This is a genomic window from Pseudomonas oryzihabitans (genome assembly GCF_001518815.1).
GTDB classification, from domain to species: domain Bacteria; phylum Pseudomonadota; class Gammaproteobacteria; order Pseudomonadales; family Pseudomonadaceae; genus Chryseomonas; species Chryseomonas oryzihabitans_E.
Window position 1 is genome coordinate 542,044 of sequence record NZ_CP013987.1, and the last position, 18,639, is coordinate 560,682.

Genomic DNA, 18,639 nt, shown 5'->3' on the forward strand with positions numbered 1-18,639 from the left:
CTAGCGCTTGTTCATCGCGAGGAGCGAAGCCCGCTCTTGGTCCATACGGGCCATGAGCGGCTGGCTCTGAGCCAGGAAGCGCGAGATCTCGTTCTTGGCGATGGGGTCAGCCATGGGCAACTTCACCCCAAGCGGATCGACGTGGTTGCCGTTGATGCGGAATTCGTAGTGCAGGTGCGGCCCGGTTGCCAGCCCGGTCATGCCCACGAAGCCGATCACCTGGCCCTGCTTCACGGCCGTACCGGCCCGCATGCCCTTGGCGATCCGGCTCATGTGGCCGTAGACGGTGGTGTAGGTCTTGCCATGTTGGATCATCACCACGTTGCCGTAGCCATTCTCGCGACCGGATTTGACGATCTTGCCATCACCGGTGGCATGGATCGGCGTCCCGGTCGGCGCGGCATAGTCGACGCCCTTGTGCGCCCGCATCTTGTTCAGCACCGGATGGAAACGGCCCATGGTGAAGCGCGAGCTGATCCGCGAGAACTCCACCGGGGTACGGATGAAGGCCTTGCGCATGCTGCCGCCTTCCGCCGTGTAGTAGTTGGTGGTGCCGTTCTTCGCGGTATAGCGCACCGCGGTAAAGGCCTTGCCCTTGTTCACGAAGCGAGCGGCCAGGATATTGCCGTAGCCGACGTGCTTGCCGTTGACCACCTTGTCCTCGTACACCACCTCGAATTCGTCGCCTTCCTGGATGTCCAGCGCGAAGTCGATGTCGTAGCCGAAGATGTTGGCCAGCGCCATGGTCATGTCGTGCGACAGCCCGGCCTTCTGCGCCGAGGCGAACAGCGAACTGCTGATCCGACCCTGGGCATAGGCCTTGCGGATGTCCGGCGTAATGGTCTTGTGCTCGACCTCGTAGCCTTGGTCCGACTTGACCAGCGACAGGGTCTGCAGCGCGGTGAGTTTGGTGCGTACCGCCAGCAATTCGCCGGAGGATTCACGCTGGAATTCGATTTTCTGGCCTACCCGCAGGCGGGTCAGCTTCTTGGCTTCCTTGCTGCTGGCAATGACCTCGTGCACGACGGCGGCGGCAAGGCCGGCCCGCTCGAACAGTGTCGAGAGCGTATCGCCCTTGCGCACCGTCTCGGTCGTCCATTGCGGCTCGACGCTTTCGGTGGCGACGACTTCTTCTTCGGCAGGAACTTCCTCGGCGTTCTGCTCGGCCGGTTGATCCGGGGAGATCTGGGCAAAGGGGGAGGTGGCCTGGGTGTCCGCACCTTGAGTATCGGAGAGCACTTGCTCCTTTAGATCATCCTGATCCTGCACGGCGCGCCTGGCGTCGTGTTCCACATCCAAATTGATGAAAGTACGTTTCGCCTCGACCTGCTGAGAGGGAAACACGAGCAAGGCCAGACTCAAGAGTGCGGCCACCCCGCTGGCGGCCACGAGGTGGCTTTTGGGGTAGAACGGACTTTTGGGGATTGGCTTCGTCATTTAGCTACAGTGATGATGTGACGTTAAAAGAAGTGAATAACTGCCTAAAATATAATCAAAAGCTAGCTGTCACAACCCTTTGGGGCGGTTGATCCGACGTGCCGGCTGGCGGCTACCAGGGGCATCTTGATAAGGTTCACGCTTTCGAAATTCAGAGGCAAAGCCCCTATGAAAACGGTCCAGGAGCAGCTGGCGGTCATCAAGCGTGGAGCAGATGAGCTGCTCGTCGAGTCAGAGCTTGTAACAAAACTGGAGCGCGGCACCCCGTTGCGCATCAAGGCAGGCTTCGATCCGACCGCCCCGGATTTGCACCTCGGCCACACTGTCCTTATCAACAAGCTGCGTCAGTTCCAGGAGCTTGGCCACCAGGTCATCTTCCTGATCGGCGACTTCACCGGCATGATCGGCGACCCCAGTGGCAAGAGCGCTACCCGCCCGCCGCTGACCCGCGAGCAGGTGCTGGAGAATGCCGAGACCTATAAGACCCAGGTATTCAAGATCCTCGACCCGGCCCGTACCGAAGTGGCCTTCAATGCCACCTGGATGGACCAGCTGTCGCCAGCCGACTTCATTCGCCTCTCTTCTCAGTACACCGTGGCACGCATGCTCGAGCGCGATGACTTCAGCAAGCGCTACGCCAGCAACCAGCCCATCGCCATCCACGAGTTCCTCTATCCCCTGGTCCAGGGCTATGACTCGGTCGCCCTGCGCGCCGATGTCGAACTGGGCGGTACCGACCAGAAATTCAATCTGCTCATGGGGCGTGAGCTGCAGCGTGCCTACGGCCAGGAAGCCCAGTGCATCCTGACCATGCCATTGCTCGAAGGCCTGGATGGTGTCAAGAAGATGTCCAAGTCCCTGGGCAACTACGTCGGCATCCAGGAAGCCCCCGGAGTCATGTACAACAAGCTGGTGTCCATTCCCGACACCCTGATGTGGCGTTACTTCGAGCTGCTCAGCTTCCGCAGCCTGGAAGAGATTGCCCAATTCCGCAGCGACGTGGAGCAGGGGGCCAATCCCCGCGACATCAAGATCAAGCTGGCCGAAGAGATAGTCGCCCGCTTCCATGGTGAAGAAGCGGCGCAGACTGCCCATCGCTCTGCGGGCAATCGCATGAAGGAAGGCGAGCTGCCGGAGGACCTGCCTGAGGTCGAGCTGGAAACCGATGCGCCGTTGCCAGTCGCTGCCGTCCTCAACAAGGCTGGCCTGGTGAAGAACGCGGCGGCCGCCCGGGACCTGCTGGCAGCCGGCAGCGTCAAGGTGGATGGCGAGGTGGTCGATCGTGGCTTCCAGTTCGAGATCGGCCGTACCTATATATGTCAGGCCGGCAAGAAGGCTTTTGCCCGCATCAGCGTCCGTCAGCAATAAAATTGAAATAACCTGTTGACGCCCTCTGAAACTCGCCTATAATGCGCCCCACTTCCGGCGCAGATGCTGAAGCGGCTTGAAAATCAAGCACTTAGGTCTGAGTCGGGCGAGGGGTCCACGGATTGTTCGCCATTTGGTTCTCGCCTTCGGGTGATGACGAAATGAAGCGGAGGGGTTGACAGCGTCTCAGGATGCTGTAGGATTCGCCTCCCGCTGCCGAGATTGGTTAGACCGGTCAGGCAAGCGCAAGTGGTTGAGTTGAAACGAAAAAGTTCAAATCAACGCTTGACAGGATGTGAGGACAGCGTAGAATGCGCGCCTCGGTTAGCGACACGGTCGCAGCCACTGCTCTTTAACAAGTTGAATCAAGCAATTCGTGTGGGTGCTTGTGAGATAAGTCTGATGTCGCAAGATTATCAGCAACACAAGTAACTCGTGAATTCATGAGTTTTTTGCGATTGCTGAGCCAAGTTTAGGGTTTTCTCAAAACCCGATCAGTCTACTTAACTGAAGAGTTTGATCATGGCTCAGATTGAACGCTGGCGGCAGGCCTAACACATGCAAGTCGAGCGGATGAAGAGAGCTTGCTCTCTGATTCAGCGGCGGACGGGTGAGTAATGCCTAGGAATCTGCCTAGTAGTGGGGGACAACGTTTCGAAAGGAACGCTAATACCGCATACGTCCTACGGGAGAAAGTGGGGGATCTTCGGACCTCACGCTATTAGATGAGCCTAGGTCGGATTAGCTAGTTGGTAGGGTAACGGCCTACCAAGGCGACGATCCGTAACTGGTCTGAGAGGATGATCAGTCACACTGGAACTGAGACACGGTCCAGACTCCTACGGGAGGCAGCAGTGGGGAATATTGGACAATGGGCGAAAGCCTGATCCAGCCATGCCGCGTGTGTGAAGAAGGCCCTCGGGTCGTAAAGCACTTTAAGTTGGGAGGAAGGGCTCATAGCGAATACCTGTGAGTTTTGACGTTACCAACAGAATAAGCACCGGCTAACTTCGTGCCAGCAGCCGCGGTAATACGAAGGGTGCAAGCGTTAATCGGAATTACTGGGCGTAAAGCGCGCGTAGGTGGCTTGATAAGTTGGATGTGAAATCCCCGGGCTCAACCTGGGAACTGCATCCAAAACTGTCTGGCTAGAGTGTGGTAGAGGGTAGTGGAATTTCCAGTGTAGCGGTGAAATGCGTAGATATTGGAAGGAACACCAGTGGCGAAGGCGACTACCTGGACTAACACTGACACTGAGGTGCGAAAGCGTGGGGAGCAAACAGGATTAGATACCCTGGTAGTCCACGCCGTAAACGATGTCAACTAGCCGTTGGGATCCTTGAGATCTTAGTGGCGCAGCTAACGCATTAAGTTGACCGCCTGGGGAGTACGGCCGCAAGGTTAAAACTCAAATGAATTGACGGGGGCCCGCACAAGCGGTGGAGCATGTGGTTTAATTCGAAGCAACGCGAAGAACCTTACCTGGCCTTGACATGCTGAGAACTTTCCAGAGATGGATTGGTGCCTTCGGGAACTCAGACACAGGTGCTGCATGGCTGTCGTCAGCTCGTGTCGTGAGATGTTGGGTTAAGTCCCGTAACGAGCGCAACCCTTGTCCTTAGTTACCAGCACGTTATGGTGGGCACTCTAAGGAGACTGCCGGTGACAAACCGGAGGAAGGTGGGGATGACGTCAAGTCATCATGGCCCTTACGGCCAGGGCTACACACGTGCTACAATGGTCGGTACAAAGGGTTGCCAAGCCGCGAGGTGGAGCTAATCCCATAAAACCGATCGTAGTCCGGATCGCAGTCTGCAACTCGACTGCGTGAAGTCGGAATCGCTAGTAATCGTGAATCAGAACGTCACGGTGAATACGTTCCCGGGCCTTGTACACACCGCCCGTCACACCATGGGAGTGGGTTGCTCCAGAAGTAGCTAGTCTAACCTTCGGGAGGACGGTTACCACGGAGTGATTCATGACTGGGGTGAAGTCGTAACAAGGTAGCCGTAGGGGAACCTGCGGCTGGATCACCTCCTTAATCGAAGATGTCAGCTTGCTGGCAAGCACCCACACGAATTGCTTGATTCACTGGTTAGACGATTGGGTCTGTAGCTCAGTTGGTTAGAGCGCACCCCTGATAAGGGTGAGGTCGGCAGTTCGAATCTGCCCAGACCCACCAATTGTTGTGGTGTGCGCCGCGGTCGGAACAGGTTGCTTGATCCGCTACGGGGCCATAGCTCAGCTGGGAGAGCGCCTGCCTTGCACGCAGGAGGTCAGGAGTTCGATCCTCCTTGGCTCCACCACTACCAAATCGTCGTAAAGCTCAGACATGAGCGTTTGATACACCATCCGGTGTAGCCCAAACTCTGATGTCTGGTCTTTGATCAGAACTGTTCTTTAAAAAATTGGGAAAGTGATAGAAGTAGACTGCATTAACTGTTTTCACTGGCAGTTAGTGTCGTCAAGGTAAAATCTTGCGAACTCAAGCGCAAGTTTTCGGCGAAATGTCGTCTTCACTCATCTAACGCTTTGCAGATCGGTAGCGTCCTTGGACGCCAGCGAGATTGCTTGGGGTTATATGGTCAAGTGAAGAAGCGCATACGGTGGATGCCTTGGCAGTCAGAGGCGATGAAAGACGTGATAGCCTGCGATAAGCTTCGGTGAGGTGGCAAATGACCTGCGACCCGGAGATCTCTGAATGGGGAAACCCACCTAGCATAAGCTAGGTATCTTAACCTGAATCCATAGGGTTAAGAGGCGAACCAGGGGAACTGAAACATCTAAGTACCCTGAGGAAAAGAAATCAACCGAGATTCCCTTAGTAGTGGCGAGCGAACGGGGATCAGCCCTTAAGTTGATTTGAGAGTAGCGGAACGCTCTGGAAAGTGCGGCCATAGTGGGTGATAGCCCTGTACGCGAAACGCTCTTATCAATGAAATCGAGTAGGACGGGGCACGAGAAACCCTGTCTGAATATGGGGGGACCATCCTCCAAGGCTAAATACTCCTGACTGACCGATAGTGAACCAGTACCGTGAGGGAAAGGCGAAAAGAACCCCGGAGAGGGGAGTGAAATAGAACCTGAAACCGTATGCGTACAAGCAGTGGGAGCCCACTTTGTTGGGTGACTGCGTACCTTTTGTATAATGGGTCAGCGACTTATTTTCAGTGGCGAGCTTAACCGAATAGGGGAGGCGTAGCGAAAGCGAGTCTTAATAGGGCGTCTAGTCGCTGGGAATAGACCCGAAACCGGGCGATCTATCCATGAGCAGGTTGAAGGTTAGGTAACACTGACTGGAGGACCGAACCCACTTCCGTTGAAAAGGCAGGGGATGACTTGTGGATCGGAGTGAAAGGCTAATCAAGCTCGGAGATAGCTGGTTCTCCTCGAAAGCTATTTAGGTAGCGCCTCATGTATCACTCTGGGGGGTAGAGCACTGTTTCGGCTAGGGGGTCATCCCGACTTACCAAACCGATGCAAACTCCGAATACCCAGAAGTGCCGAGCATGGGAGACACACGGCGGGTGCTAACGTCCGTCGTGAAAAGGGAAACAACCCAGACCGTCAGCTAAGGTCCCAAAGTCCTGGTTAAGTGGTAAACGATGTGGGAAGGCTTAGACAGCTAGGAGGTTGGCTTAGAAGCAGCCACCCTTTAAAGAAAGCGTAATAGCTCACTAGTCGAGTCGGCCTGCGCGGAAGATGTAACGGGGCTCAAACCAGGCACCGAAGCTACGGGTATCACCTCTGGTGATGCGGTAGAGGAGCGTTCTGTAAGCCTGTGAAGGTGAGTTGAGAAGCTTGCTGGAGGTATCAGAAGTGCGAATGCTGACATGAGTAACGACAATGCGAGTGAAAAACTCGCACGCCGAAAGACCAAGGGTTCCTGCGCAACGTTAATCGACGCAGGGTGAGTCGGTCCCTAAGGCGAGGCTGAAAGGCGTAGTCGATGGGAAACGGGTTAATATTCCCGTACTTCTAGTTACTGCGATGGGGGGACGGAGAAGGCTAGGCCAGCTTGGCGATGGTTGTCCAAGTTTAAGGTGGTAGGCTGACTGTTTAGGTAAATCCGGACAGTTAAGGCCGAGAACTGATGACGATCCTTCTTTTAGAAGGAGAAGTGGTTGATGCCATGCTTCCAGGAAAAGCCTCTAAGCTTCAGGTAACTAGGAACCGTACCCCAAACCGACACAGGTGGTCGGGTAGAGAATACCAAGGCGCTTGAGAGAACTCGGGTGAAGGAACTAGGCAAAATAGCACCGTAACTTCGGGAGAAGGTGCGCCGGTGAGGGTGAAGGGTTTACCCCGTAAGCTCATGCCGGTCGAAGATACCAGGCCGCTGCGACTGTTTATTAAAAACACAGCACTCTGCAAACACGAAAGTGGACGTATAGGGTGTGACGCCTGCCCGGTGCCGGAAGGTTAATTGATGGGGTTAGCGCAAGCGAAGCTCTTGATCGAAGCCCCGGTAAACGGCGGCCGTAACTATAACGGTCCTAAGGTAGCGAAATTCCTTGTCGGGTAAGTTCCGACCTGCACGAATGGCGTAACGATGGCGGCGCTGTCTCCACCCGAGACTCAGTGAAATTGAAATCGCTGTGAAGATGCAGTGTATCCGCGGCTAGACGGAAAGACCCCGTGAACCTTTACTGTAGCTTTGCACTGGACTTTGAGCTTGCTTGTGTAGGATAGGTGGGAGGCTTTGAAGCGTGGACGCCAGTCTGCGTGGAGCCATCCTTGAAATACCACCCTGGCAACCTTGAGGTTCTAACTCTGGTCCGTTATCCGGATCGAGGACAGTGTATGGTGGGCAGTTTGACTGGGGCGGTCTCCTCCTAAAGAGTAACGGAGGAGTACGAAGGTGCGCTCAGACCGGTCGGAAATCGGTCGTAGAGTATAAAGGCAAAAGCGCGCTTGACTGCGAGACAGACACGTCGAGCAGGTACGAAAGTAGGTCTTAGTGATCCGGTGGTTCTGTATGGAAGGGCCATCGCTCAACGGATAAAAGGTACTCCGGGGATAACAGGCTGATACCGCCCAAGAGTTCATATCGACGGCGGTGTTTGGCACCTCGATGTCGGCTCATCACATCCTGGGGCTGAAGCCGGTCCCAAGGGTATGGCTGTTCGCCATTTAAAGTGGTACGCGAGCTGGGTTTAGAACGTCGTGAGACAGTTCGGTCCCTATCTGCCGTGGACGTTTGAGATTTGAGAGGGGCTGCTCCTAGTACGAGAGGACCGGAGTGGACGAACCTCTGGTGTTCCGGTTGTCACGCCAGTGGCATCGCCGGGTAGCTATGTTCGGAAGAGATAACCGCTGAAAGCATCTAAGCGGGAAACTTGCCTCAAGATGAGATCTCACTGGAGCCTTGAGCTTCCTAAAGGGCCGTCGAAGACTACGACGTTGATAGGTCGGGTGTGTAAGCGCTGTGAGGCGTTGAGCTAACCGATACTAATTGCCCGTGAGGCTTGACCATATAACACCCAAACAATCTGACCGCAGGTCAGAGCGTGAGGAAGACGACGCCGAAAACAGGCGCGTGGGTTCGCAAGACCCAAGACGAATTGTCTACTTCAATCACAGACCCAATTGGGCCAGCCAGGCAGTCTTATCGCCTGGCCAGCCAACCGAATTGCTTGACGAACATAGAGCATTGGAACCACCTGATCCCTTCCCGAACTCAGAAGTGAAACGATGCATCGCCGATGGTAGTGTGGGGTTTCCCCATGTGAGAGTAGGTCATCGTCAAGCGCCTAACACCCAGCACCCCCGCTCAGTTCATTCTGGCGGGGGTGTTGTCTTTGGGGCGGGAAAAGTTTTGGCGGGAGTGCCAAGGGGCTTGGGCGGAAGGGCCTGCAGGCGGAAGCTGGAAAGCCGGTAAGCCATGCGGTTGAGGTTGCCCTCACCCTATCCCTCTCCCGGGGGAGAGGGGACCAGGAGCGGTGCGGCTGGGCGCTTGAGGGCTACCTGACAGCCAAGGTGCTGCTTGGGGCCTGCAAGAGCACAGACAGCCCGGCTACGCCGGGCTGTCGGGTTTGAAGCGCGCAGGACTGGCGTAGGTTGGCGCTGAGCGCAGCGAAGCCCAATAGGCGAACGCTGGCGCACTGAGCTTTGGAAGGCAAGCCTAGGCAGAGTGGCGAGGTGAGACCTCGATGTTGGGCTTCGCTAGGCTCAGCCCAACCTACGACAGCGTTACGAGAGCAAGAAAAAGCCCGGCAGACGCCGGGCTTTTTGCGTTCTGGAAGGGCTCAAGCGGGGTCGGGCAGGGCCAGGTCGCGTTTGGCGATGTACTTCCAGTCGGCTTCATCGATGTAGATGCCGCCGGGGCCGCTGCCGCCTTCGAGGTCGATGGCTACCTGGGCGCTGACCTGGGGTTTGACGCTGGCCAGGATGGGCACGAAGCCCAACTGTTGGCTGGTCTCGATCAGGGCCTGCTGGTTGCGTTCGTCGATGTCGGCGGCTTCGTCCAGGTAGTAGGGCAAGCGGATCTTGGCGGCCTGCTCCCGGTCCATCAGGTGCAGCAGCAGATACATGTTGGTCAGCGCCTTGATGGTCATGGTGGTGCCATTGGACGCGGCGCCGTCGATGTCGGTATGCAGGACCGGCTGACCACCCTGCTTGGTGATCTCGAAGGCCAGTTCGAAGAGGTCCTTGAGGCCGAGCTGGTTGCCGTTGGCGGCTACCAGGCGGGCCAGGTATTCCTTGGCGTCCTCGTTCTTCTGGTCCTGGCTGCTGTCCTGGGTGAGATCGAACACCGAGAGGGTTTCGCCCTCCTCGTACTGACCGGCGCTGTGGATGATCTGGTCGATGTGCTTGAGCGCCTCTTTGTTGGGCGCCAGGACGATGCGGAAGCTCTCCAGGTTGGAGACCTGCTTGCGGTTGATCTCGCGGTTGAACAGCTGCAGCTGGTGTTCCAGGTTGTCGTAGTCGCTGCGGATGTTTCTCAGCGTCCGGGCGATGTCGGTGACGGCGGCGCGACGGGCCTTGGCCAGGGTCAGGGCTTCGTCCTGGCGATGGGCATAGGCATTGACCAGCAGCTGCAGACGACGCTCGGGGTCTTCCTCGTTGTCGAACTTGGCTACGCCCTTGAGCCGCACCTGGGCATAGAGCGCCTCGATCTGGGTGTCGGCGCGCTGCAGGGCCTGCCAGGTGTCCTGATAGTCGTTGAGCAACGGCAACAGGTTCTCCAGGGAATCGTCCACCGCTTCCATGAAGGGCGTGCCCTGGGGCAGGTCGGTGGGCAGCAGCTGCCGGCGGCGCAGGGCGTCGGCGAGGGTGCGGTCCTTGGCTTCCAGATCGGCCAGTTGCCGGCCGATCAGCTGCAGCTTGGCAGAGAGTTGCTGGACGCGTTCGGTGAAGGCGTCACCAGCGCGTCTCAGTTCGTCCTGGGCGGCTTCCAGCTGAGCCAGCTGTTCGAGCTTTTCATTTTCCTCCGCACTGAGGGTCTGGCAGCGGCGAAAGTCTTCGAGGGCCTTCTGGGCATCCAGGACCTGCTGGTAGAGGGCTTCGGCCTGGGCCTTGCTGGCCTGGCGATCGACGCTGACGCCCTGCTGGGCTTTGAGTTGCTTGAGTTCGCGCTCCAGGCGATCCTTCTGGTCGCGCAGGGCGGCACGATCGGCCAGGGCCTGCAGGGTGGGCGGCTCTATCCCCGAAAGGTCGAGGGACAGGCCCGGCAGTTCGAGGCGATCGCCCTGGAAACGCGCCAGGATGCCTTCGAAGGTCTTTACCCAGCTGCCGTCTTCGGCCAATTCGACGCCCTTGGCCCCCAGCGGCAGACTGAACAGCTGGCCATTGAACAGCCGCATCAGGCGATCGACGTCGGCCTGGCTGAATTCCTCGCGCAGGCGGGCGTAGCTGTTGTTGTCGGCGTGGTCGAGTTGCTGGCGTATGCCCTTGAGGCGCTGTTCCAGTTCGCGGACGCGCTGGTCGAGGTCTTCGCTACTGAACTGACGCGCCTGGGAGAGGGCGCCGGCCAGTTCGTCGTGGGCGTCCTTGGCCGCCAGCAACTGAGCCTCCAGAGGCACGGTGGAGTCCACCAGGGCGAAGCGGTGCTTGAGCTGGGCCAGGTCGGCGAGCCAGCGTTGCAGGCTGCTGATCTCGCGCTCGCGGCGCATCAGCTCACTGGTGCCGTCGCGCTGGCTCTGCTGCAGGCCGTCCTGTTCCTGGCGGTAGTGCTCGGTCTGGGCCAGCAACTCGTCGCGACGGTCGATCGCGTAGTGCTGCCAGGTGCCGAGCAGGCTGTCGAGCAGGGGTGAGAGACGGTGCAGCTTGCCTCTCAGGCGGTCACGCTGTTCGACGCCATTGGCCAGGGCTTCCACCAGCGGGCCGGCGGCCACCAGGGACTGGTAATCCTGCTCCATGCGGCGCACGTCGCGAAAGGCTTCCTCGCAGGCGGCGATGTAGTCGACGCTGCCGGATCTCAGGCTGTGCTCGAAGGCGTCGAGAAACAGCTGCTTGAGCTTGGCCGCGGTGATCTCGCGCATGTGCAGCAGGTTAATGAAAAGGGCGCGGAAGGTCTTGAGACTCTGTTCGCTGGTGGAGCGCAACGGGATCAGGGTCAAATCCAGCGGAATGCTGGTGTGGCCGCCGACCAGCAGGCGGCGTAACTCCTCGGGTTTGACCTCGTAGGCCTTGAGGCCGGCACGCTCCAGGCTGGCGAAGAGCTCGCGCTGGCGCAGGCAGGCACCGTCACGTTGATAGTGGGCCAGGTCAAGCTCGCCGGCATAGGCGAAGAACTGGTGGCCGAAGCCTCCGCCCGGACCGCGACCGGCCACGCCGATGACGTGGGGACCATGGGCCAGGCGCAATTCGATGAGGATGTAGCTGGTGTCGGTGGCGAAGTAGAACTTGCGCGACTGCTCGTTGCTGTACTTGCCGAAGCTCATGTCGGAGAGCCGCGCCAGGATGGGGAATTGCAGGGCGTTGATCGAGGCGCTCTTGCCCAGGTTGTTGGCGCCATAGACCGACAGCGGCTGTTCCAGCGGGAAGAGGCCGAGGCTGTAGCCGGCGGTGTTGAGCAGGGCGAAGCGGCTGATGCCGTAGCGGATCATAGGTCGAACTCCCGTTCTGCGACGATGGCGCGGGCCAGGGCGGCCTCTTCGTCATCCTCGTCGGCGCTCTCCTCGGTGCTGTCCTCATCGCCCGCAAGGGTCGGAGCCGGCAGCGGCAGATCGCTGGCATGCAGGCCGGCGGCCAGGTCGCGGTCCTGCTGCACGGTCAGGCAGACATCCAGGAAACGGTGCATGGGCGGCAGGAAGCGGTAGGTCCCGTTGCTGTCCAGGGCGAAGCCGAGCTGGGTCAGGCGGCGCAGGATCTTTTCCTCCAGCTCTTCCTGGGTGGTCACCTCGGCCTGCAGGAAGAGATCGCGGTACTTGTCCAGCAGGGCCGGCAGTTCGTGCCGACCCAGGGTGCCGCCGTCGAGCACGGCCAAGGGGTCGCGGCCCTGGTCGGCCAGGTGCTCGACCAGGATGAAGGTGAACAGTGCCAGGCGCTGGGCGGTCTTGTTGACCTGGGCACCCATCTGCTCGGGGACGAAATAGTAGAAGCCGCGTGGGTCGCAGACCAGTTCGAAGCCGAGGGCGCGGAACAGGGCGCGGTACTGGTCCTGCAGCTGGCTGAGTTGGGCGTAGCTCTCGGGCTCGCTGCGGGACAGGTGATAGCCCTTGAACAGCTCGCGGAAGATGGGGGCGAGCTGGGTCATTTCGTTGAGATCAAGTTGCATGGGCATCGCTCGCGAGAGATCGGGCGGTCAGGGCGTAGGAGCACAGGCTGACGCGGTGTTCGAGGGTGTCGTAGTGGCGACGATCCAGCCGCTGGCGCTGGAAGCGCGTATCCCGAGACAGGCGCGAGAACCAGTAGAGCAGCTCGTCGGTGTCGCCGGCCGGCTCCTGTTCCAGCAGCCAGGCCATGAGGTCGGGCAGCGGCAGGGCGTCCTGGCAGAGATCGAGCATCTCGCGGGCGGTACGGGGCGCGGCCGGGCGTTCGCTGTCACGCGGGCGACTGGTCTGGCTGGGGAAGCGCGCCGGCTTGGGCTCGAAGCGGGCCAGGGCGTAGACATAGCTTTCCACCTGGGCGGTGGTGCCGAGGAAGACGCTCTGTGGCCTGCTGAACAGAGGCAAGGCGGCCTGGGGCACGGCGTCGAGACCCTTGCGGCGAATGGTGGCCAGGGCCAGGGCGGCGCCACGGGTCACGGCGTTGTGCCGGCGTGCCTCTTCGCGCAGCGGCAAGAGCAGTTCGCGGGCGCGTCTGAGGGCCAGCTGGGCGGCGTTGTGCATCTCCAGGATGCGCGCCTGGGTGCGCAGCAGCAGGTCGTCGTCGACCAGGTGGCCTAGGCGCTGCTGTTCACCCAGCAGGTGCAGCAGGACCTGCTCGACGCGATGCACGCCACGTTCGAAGGCGCCGTCGGCGGCCACCAGCTGGATCATCGGCTCGACGTACTCGTCCCAGGTGGCCAGCACCTCGGCATAGCGCTGGCGCAGGGGGATCTGGCGATCGCTGGTCTTGGCCCGCTCGGCCACGCCTTCCAGGGCATGGCCATCGTTGGCCAGCTTCTTGAGGACGTCGCGCACGCGCATGTCCAGCAGACGCAGCTGGCGCGCCAGGTCCGGGCCGTCGCGGTTGTCGAAGGCTTCGCGGATGTGACCGGCGAGGCGTTCCAGGTGGCGCAGGTAGGCCTCGATCTCCAGGCAGAGGCCCAGGCGGTGCTCGCGCCTGAGGTAGCCGAGGAAGTCGTGGATCTGGCCATTGAGTTCGAAGCGGTTGGGGCTCTTGGCCACCGGCACCAGGATGTCGAGGCGGATCCAGGTGTCCAGCAGCGCCGTAAGGTCGGCAGGCGTGCGTTCGGGCAACTGCTCGGCAAGGCGGGCGCGCAGTTCGACCAGGCCCAGGGTACCGCTGTCGAAGTGGGTGCACAGCGGGTCGATGAGGTGCCAGTGTTCGGCGAGGGTACGCAGGACGCGTTTGGGGTCGATCATGGCGGGGACCGCACCAGACAAAAGCGCCATTGTACTCCAGACGCCAGAGCCTTCGGTGTGATCGCGGTGGGACCGATGGGCAGGGTGGCCTTTCGATCCAGGGCGATCCGGGCGACAATGCCGCCCCGCATAATTCCCTCGCGTGTCCGAAGGATCCGCCCATGTCCGATCCCACCCCTTCCGCCAGCCCCTCGCTTGCCGCCGAGGCGCGTCGTCGCGCCTATCTGCAGGCGTTGCAGCTGGATGTCTGGGTGCCGCGTACGGTATTGCCCTTCGCCGCACCTTCGCGGCCGGAAGCCCTGTGGGTCGAGGAACCGGAGGAGGCGCCCGTCGCCGCCCGGGTGGTACGCCCGGAGCCGGTGGCCAAGGCTGCGCCAGCCGCTGCAGTAGTCGAGGCACCGGCGGCGAATCGTCCGCGCATCGAGATCCCGCGACCCAGCGCAGTAAAGCCGGCTGCGGCCACGATGGTCGAGGCGGAGCCGGAGCGCGCGCCTCCACCACCGCGCGAGCCGGCGCCTCGCTTCGCCCTGCAGCTGTTGCAGGCCGGGCGCTGCCTGTTGCTGCTCGAATTGCCGACTGGCGATACCCTGGGTTCACGCGATCCGGCCGCTCTGCTGCTCAAGGATCTGCTGCGCGCTGCCGGTCTGCCGGACACACCGCGAATCGTCAGCGAGGAGCCCATTCGCTGGCCGCTGCTCAACAGCGGTCAACTCGACCAGGGGCCGGCGGCGGCCTGCGAATTCGTGCAGAGCTTCGTCTCGGGGCATCAGGAGCGGCTGGGTGAAGGTCTGGGTCTCTGGCTGATCGGCGGCGCGGCGCGGCGCTGTAGCGGTGTCGAGGATATGCAGCTGACCGGCGTGGAGCAGGACACGGCCCTGGGACCGGCCTGGCTGGTACCGGGGCTGGACATTTTGATGGAGGAGCCGGCCACCAAGGCCGCGCTCTGGCAAGCCATGCGCCCACTGCGGCGTCGCTGGATGGGACAGTAATGAACGATGCGGTGAGCTTTCGGCGGATGACCGAAGCCGATCTGAACACGGTCTTGAAGATCGAATATCAGGCCTTCAGCCATCCCTGGACCCGTGGCATCTTCCTGGATGCGCTCAAGTCCTACGACTGCTGGGTGATGCTGGCGGGCGACCAGCAGGTCGGGCATGGGGTGATCAACGTCATCCTCGACGAAGCCCATCTGCTCAATATCACCATCAAGCCCGAAAGCCAGGGCCGCGGTCTCGGTCTGTGCCTGCTGGAGCATCTGCTGCAGGAAGCGCGCAAGGCCAAGGCCAACGAGTGCTTTCTGGAGGTGCGCGCCAGCAACCAGTCGGCCTACAGGCTGTACGAACGCTATGGCTTCAACGATATCGGCCGCCGGCGGGACTACTATCCCGCGGTCGGCGGCCGGGAAGATGCGCTGGTGATGGCCTGTACGCTGCTCGACTAGGCCTTCAGCGGTTTCAGTGATCGGTGCGCTTTTCGTCCAGATCCAGGCTGGTGTCACCGGCAAGGTCTTCGTCGTTGGCGTCCAGATCGGCGTAGCGGGCGTCTCTCTGGGTTTCGGCTTCGTTGGGCTCGTCGGCTTCGCCGTCCCAGGCCTCGCCGTCCAGGGGATGGCTGCGACCGAGTTCGGCTTCGTCCTGGCCTGAGCCGCCGCCGATGTCGCTGTCCTCGACCACGCTCAGCTCCTTGTCATTGGGCCAGGCATCGCCATAGTCGCTTGGCGAGCGGGCGCCGGTTTCGTCCAGCAGGGTTTCCGGGCTGGCGTCATCCATGGTGGGCTGGTGATCCAGGGTCTCACCACCGGTCATCCCGGCCTGGCGCACGCGTTCCTCGGGGAATTGCCCTGCGTAATCGCGTTCATCCATTTCGTCGCCGATGCGACCACCGCGCTCGTCCTTGCGATCGCTGAAGTCGAGTTCGCGCATGTCGCCCATGCGGTCCTGGATGTCGTCGATCTCTTCGGGGGTCTTGGTGATGTCGGGCTTGTTCATGGTGGTCTCCAAAGGCTGGCTGCTAGAGCATCTCCCTGAATCGGACTACGCTCCGGCAAGGGGAATTCCTCGGTGCCGCCAGAAGGTGTGAACGAACCATACGGTGACCCGGCAGTCGTACCTTCCATGATTGACCTCGACAGCCTTACCTCATCGGGCCAGCCGCTGGCCTTCTTCTTCGATCTGGATGGCACCCTGGCAGAATTGCAGCCACGTCCGGAACAGGTTTTCATTCCCGCCGAAACCCTCGCTGCCCTCGAACAGCTGGCGCGCCACCATGGCGTCGCCGTGGTTTCCGGGCGCCCGCTGTCCGAGATCGACGGCTTCACGGCGCCGCTGCGGCTGGCCGCGGCGGGGGTGCATGGCGCCGAGTGGCGCGATCCCCAGGGCGAGACCCATCGGGTGACCCTGGACGCTGAGGTGCTGGCGCAGGTCGGTGCCCGTCTGGAAGCGGCCCTGGCCGAACATCCGGACCTGCTGCTCGAACGCAAGAGCGTGGCCTTTGCCCTGCATTATCGTCAGGCGCCGGAAAAGGAAGCGCTGGTGCGCGAGCTCGCCGAAGGCATCGCGGCCGATCATCCCGAATTCAAGTTGCAACCCGGCAAATGCGTCTTCGAACTCAAGCCCGCCGCGGCGAGCAAGGGCGAGGCCATTGCCCGTTTTCTCGAACTGGAACCCTTTGCCGGCTGCCTGCCGGTGTTTCTCGGTGACGATCGCACCGATGAAGAGGGGTTCGACGTCGTCAATGCGCGAGGCGGTCTGACCATCAAGGTGGGGGAAGGAGAGACGGTCGCCAAGACCCGCCTGCCTTCGGTGGAAGCGGTAGCCCTGTGGCTGCAACAGCTAAGCCGCGACCTCGCGCCACATTATAAGCAAGGAGATTAGGATGAGCCGTTTAGTGGTGGTATCGAATCGGGTAGCCCCGATCGAGGAGGGCAAGGCGACCGCGGGTGGTCTGGCGGTGGGCGTACTGGATGCCCTGCGCAAGTCCGGTGGCATCTGGTTCGGCTGGAACGGCGAGACGGTCAAGGAAAACGGGCCGGCCAAGACCCAGACCAAAGACAACATCGACTATGTGACCTTCGGCCTGACCAAGCGCGACTACGACCACTACTACCGCGGCTTTTCCAACGCCACCCTCTGGCCGATCTTCCACTACCGGATCGACTTGGCTCGCTACAACCGCGAAGAGTACGACGGCTATCGAAGGGTGAACATGGCGATGGCCGAGCGCCTCAAGCCGCTGCTCAAGCCCGATGACATCATCTGGGTGCACGACTATCACCTGATTCCCTTCGCCGAAGCCTGCCGCATGCTGGGCATTCGCAACCGCATCGGCTTCTTCCTGCACATTCCCTTCCCGGCGCCGGAGATCCTCACCGCCATCCCGCCGCACAACGAATTGCTCAAGACCCTGTGCTTCTATGACCTGATCGGCTTCCAGACCGACACCGATCAGCTGGCCTTCCAGGATTACATCACCCGTGAGGTACGCGGCGTGCTGGAAAAGGATGGCAGCCTGACCGCCTATGGCCACAATTTCCGCGTCGGCGTCTATCCCATCGGGGTGATGCCGGACGTGATCCAGAAGCAGGCGGAGTCCTATCGCACGCGCCGGCAGTTCATCTCGCGCAGCATCGAGGGCGTGCCCTACAAGACCATCGTCAGCGTCGACCGTCTCGACTATTCCAAGGGCCTGGTGGAGCGCTTTCAGGCCTTCGAAAAACTGCTGGAGCACTTCCCCGAGCATCACAGGGCCGTGCAGTTCGTGCAGATCGCGCCCTCGTCGCGGGCGGACGTGGTGTCCTACCAGAACATTCGCCGTCAGTTGGAGAGCCATGCCGGCCATATCAATGGCCACTTCTCCGAGCTGGACTGGACGCCGATCCGCTACCTGAACAAGAGCTATGACCGGCGCACGGTGATGGGGCTGTTCCGCTCGTCCGACGTGGGTCTGGTGACCCCGTTGCGCGACGGCATGAACTTGGTCGCCAAGGAGTACGTAGCCGCCCAGGATCCGGAGAATCCCGGTGTGCTGGTGCTGTCGCGCTTTGCCGGTGCGGCGCGGGAGCTCAATTCGGCGCTGATCGTGAACCCCTATGATCACGTCGGCATGGCCGAGGCGTTGGACCGGGCGTTGCGCATGTCGCTGGAAGAGCGCAAGTCGCGCTACGAGGACATGATGCGGGTGATCCGCAAGGCGGACCTGGCCTCCTGGCGCGACAACTTCCTGCGTGACCTGCGAGCTTTCAGTTCCAAGGCGCTGGTACAGTCCATCGATACCCAGGATGTCGCCGACGAAGAGACGGAGAGCAAGCAGAAGGTCGCTCTGTAAGCTTTTTGCGGTTTGATTGAGCCCGGCTTAGGTCGGGCTTTTTCATGGGGGCGAAAAAGCCGTCTTGAGCTGAGTCTTGGAATGGAGGGCGGGAAGTGGTGATGCCCTCACTCTAGCCCTCTCCCAGAGGGAGAGGGGATGAAGGGGCGGCATCAGCCCTGTAACCGCGTGCCTTGATCTGCTCGCGGTCAGGCTTTTTCAGGGCAGCGGAAAAATCCGGGCAATAAAAAAGGGCCAGCTTACGCTGACCCTTGGAAATAGGTGGTGGCTACGCAGGGACTTGAACCCCGGACCCCAGCATTATGAATGCTATGCTCTAACCAGCTGAGCTACGTAGCCATCCGAGGCGCGCATTATTGGCAAGCCGCCGGTGACTGTCAAGCTTTCAGGGAGAGAATTTTTTGGTTGTCGATCAATTGCTTGGCACCGCTATGACTTCCACGACGCAATATGCGTTGGAGAGATTCTGACTCTCTTGATGGCTGATGCCGCTTACCCTGTCGGCTTATTGCACTTCACCAGGTACACGAGAACCAAC

Annotated in this window: 10 protein-coding genes, 3 tRNA genes and 3 rRNA genes; 10 read left to right on the forward strand and 6 right to left on the reverse strand. The window is 60.4% G+C overall.

What is annotated here, in order from left to right; genetic code table 11:
- A complete protein-coding gene (locus APT59_RS02515) occupies nucleotides 1-1,437 on the reverse strand; it encodes an OapA family protein (protein WP_059313403.1) in 1,437 nt (478 codons plus the stop codon).
- Between the two features lie 168 nt (nucleotides 1,438-1,605).
- On the opposite strand from APT59_RS02515, the gene tyrS reads away from it, so the two are divergent.
- From tyrS to rrf, 6 genes are all read left to right on the forward strand, one after another.
- Nucleotides 1,606-2,805, forward strand: coding sequence for a tyrosine--tRNA ligase (gene tyrS / locus APT59_RS02520; protein WP_059313404.1), 1,200 nt, complete (start codon nucleotides 1,606-1,608; stop codon nucleotides 2,803-2,805).
- A 504-nt stretch (nucleotides 2,806-3,309) separates the two neighbouring features.
- Nucleotides 3,310-4,846: ribosomal RNA gene (locus tag APT59_RS02525) — 16S ribosomal RNA — on the forward strand.
- Nucleotides 4,847-4,910: 64 nt separating this feature from the next.
- A tRNA-Ile gene (locus APT59_RS02530) sits at nucleotides 4,911-4,987 on the forward strand.
- Nucleotides 4,988-5,035: 48 nt separating this feature from the next.
- Nucleotides 5,036-5,111, forward strand: a tRNA-Ala gene (locus tag APT59_RS02535).
- A 277-nt stretch (nucleotides 5,112-5,388) separates the two neighbouring features.
- A 23S ribosomal RNA gene (locus APT59_RS02540) occupies nucleotides 5,389-8,281 on the forward strand.
- Nucleotides 8,282-8,440: 159 nt separating this feature from the next.
- A 5S ribosomal RNA gene (gene rrf, locus APT59_RS02545) occupies nucleotides 8,441-8,556 on the forward strand.
- The 16S, 23S and 5S rRNA genes sit together here with 2 tRNA genes alongside, the layout of an rRNA operon.
- A gap of 497 nt (nucleotides 8,557-9,053) precedes the next feature.
- Here rrf and mksF read toward each other — a convergent pair.
- From mksF to mksB, 3 genes are read right to left on the reverse strand one after another with little or no spacing between them, the layout of a single operon-like run.
- Nucleotides 9,054-11,855 (reverse strand): Mks condensin complex protein MksF, encoded by a 2,802-nt coding sequence (gene mksF, locus APT59_RS02550; protein ID WP_059313405.1) that lies wholly within the window; start codon nucleotides 11,853-11,855, stop codon nucleotides 9,054-9,056.
- Nucleotides 11,852-12,526, reverse strand: coding sequence for an Mks condensin complex protein MksE (mksE, locus tag APT59_RS02555; protein ID WP_059313406.1), 675 nt, complete (start codon nucleotides 12,524-12,526; stop codon nucleotides 11,852-11,854). The genes mksF and mksE overlap by 4 nt, the downstream gene beginning before the upstream one ends.
- The gene (gene mksB / locus APT59_RS02560) at nucleotides 12,516-13,778 is read right to left on the reverse strand and encodes an Mks condensin complex protein MksB (RefSeq protein WP_059313407.1); all 1,263 of its coding nucleotides are present in this window, start codon (nucleotides 13,776-13,778) and stop codon (nucleotides 12,516-12,518) included. The genes mksE and mksB overlap by 11 nt, the downstream gene beginning before the upstream one ends.
- A 161-nt stretch (nucleotides 13,779-13,939) precedes the next feature.
- On the opposite strand from mksB, the gene APT59_RS02565 reads away from it, so the two are divergent.
- Nucleotides 13,940-14,767 carry a hypothetical protein gene (locus APT59_RS02565; RefSeq protein ID WP_059313408.1) on the forward strand — a complete coding sequence of 276 codons (828 nt, stop codon included), beginning with the start codon at nucleotides 13,940-13,942 and terminating at the stop codon, nucleotides 14,765-14,767.
- Nucleotides 14,767-15,219 carry a ribosomal protein S18-alanine N-acetyltransferase gene (gene rimI / locus APT59_RS02570; RefSeq protein WP_059313409.1) on the forward strand — a complete coding sequence of 151 codons (453 nt, stop codon included), beginning with the start codon at nucleotides 14,767-14,769 and terminating at the stop codon, nucleotides 15,217-15,219. Before APT59_RS02565 ends, rimI begins: the two co-directional genes overlap by 1 nt.
- 13 nt (nucleotides 15,220-15,232) lie before the next feature.
- Here rimI and APT59_RS02575 read toward each other — a convergent pair whose 3' ends face one another.
- Nucleotides 15,233-15,766: a hypothetical protein gene (locus APT59_RS02575; RefSeq protein ID WP_059313410.1), complete on the reverse strand. Its 534-nt coding sequence runs from the start codon at nucleotides 15,764-15,766 to the stop codon at nucleotides 15,233-15,235.
- Between the two features lie 126 nt (nucleotides 15,767-15,892).
- Here APT59_RS02575 and otsB point away from each other — a divergent pair, with 126 nt between their 5' ends.
- Entirely contained in the window at nucleotides 15,893-16,651 is a 759-nt protein-coding gene (gene otsB / locus APT59_RS02580) for a trehalose-phosphatase (protein WP_059313411.1), read from the forward strand.
- 1 nt (nucleotide 16,652) lies between these two features.
- A complete protein-coding gene (gene otsA, locus APT59_RS02585; RefSeq protein ID WP_059313412.1) occupies nucleotides 16,653-18,101 on the forward strand; it encodes an alpha,alpha-trehalose-phosphate synthase (UDP-forming) in 1,449 nt (482 codons plus the stop codon).
- A gap of 262 nt (nucleotides 18,102-18,363) precedes the next feature.
- Here the strand turns inward: otsA and APT59_RS02590 are convergent.
- A tRNA-Met gene (locus tag APT59_RS02590) sits at nucleotides 18,364-18,440 on the reverse strand.
- Between the last annotated feature and the right edge of the window lie 199 nt (nucleotides 18,441-18,639).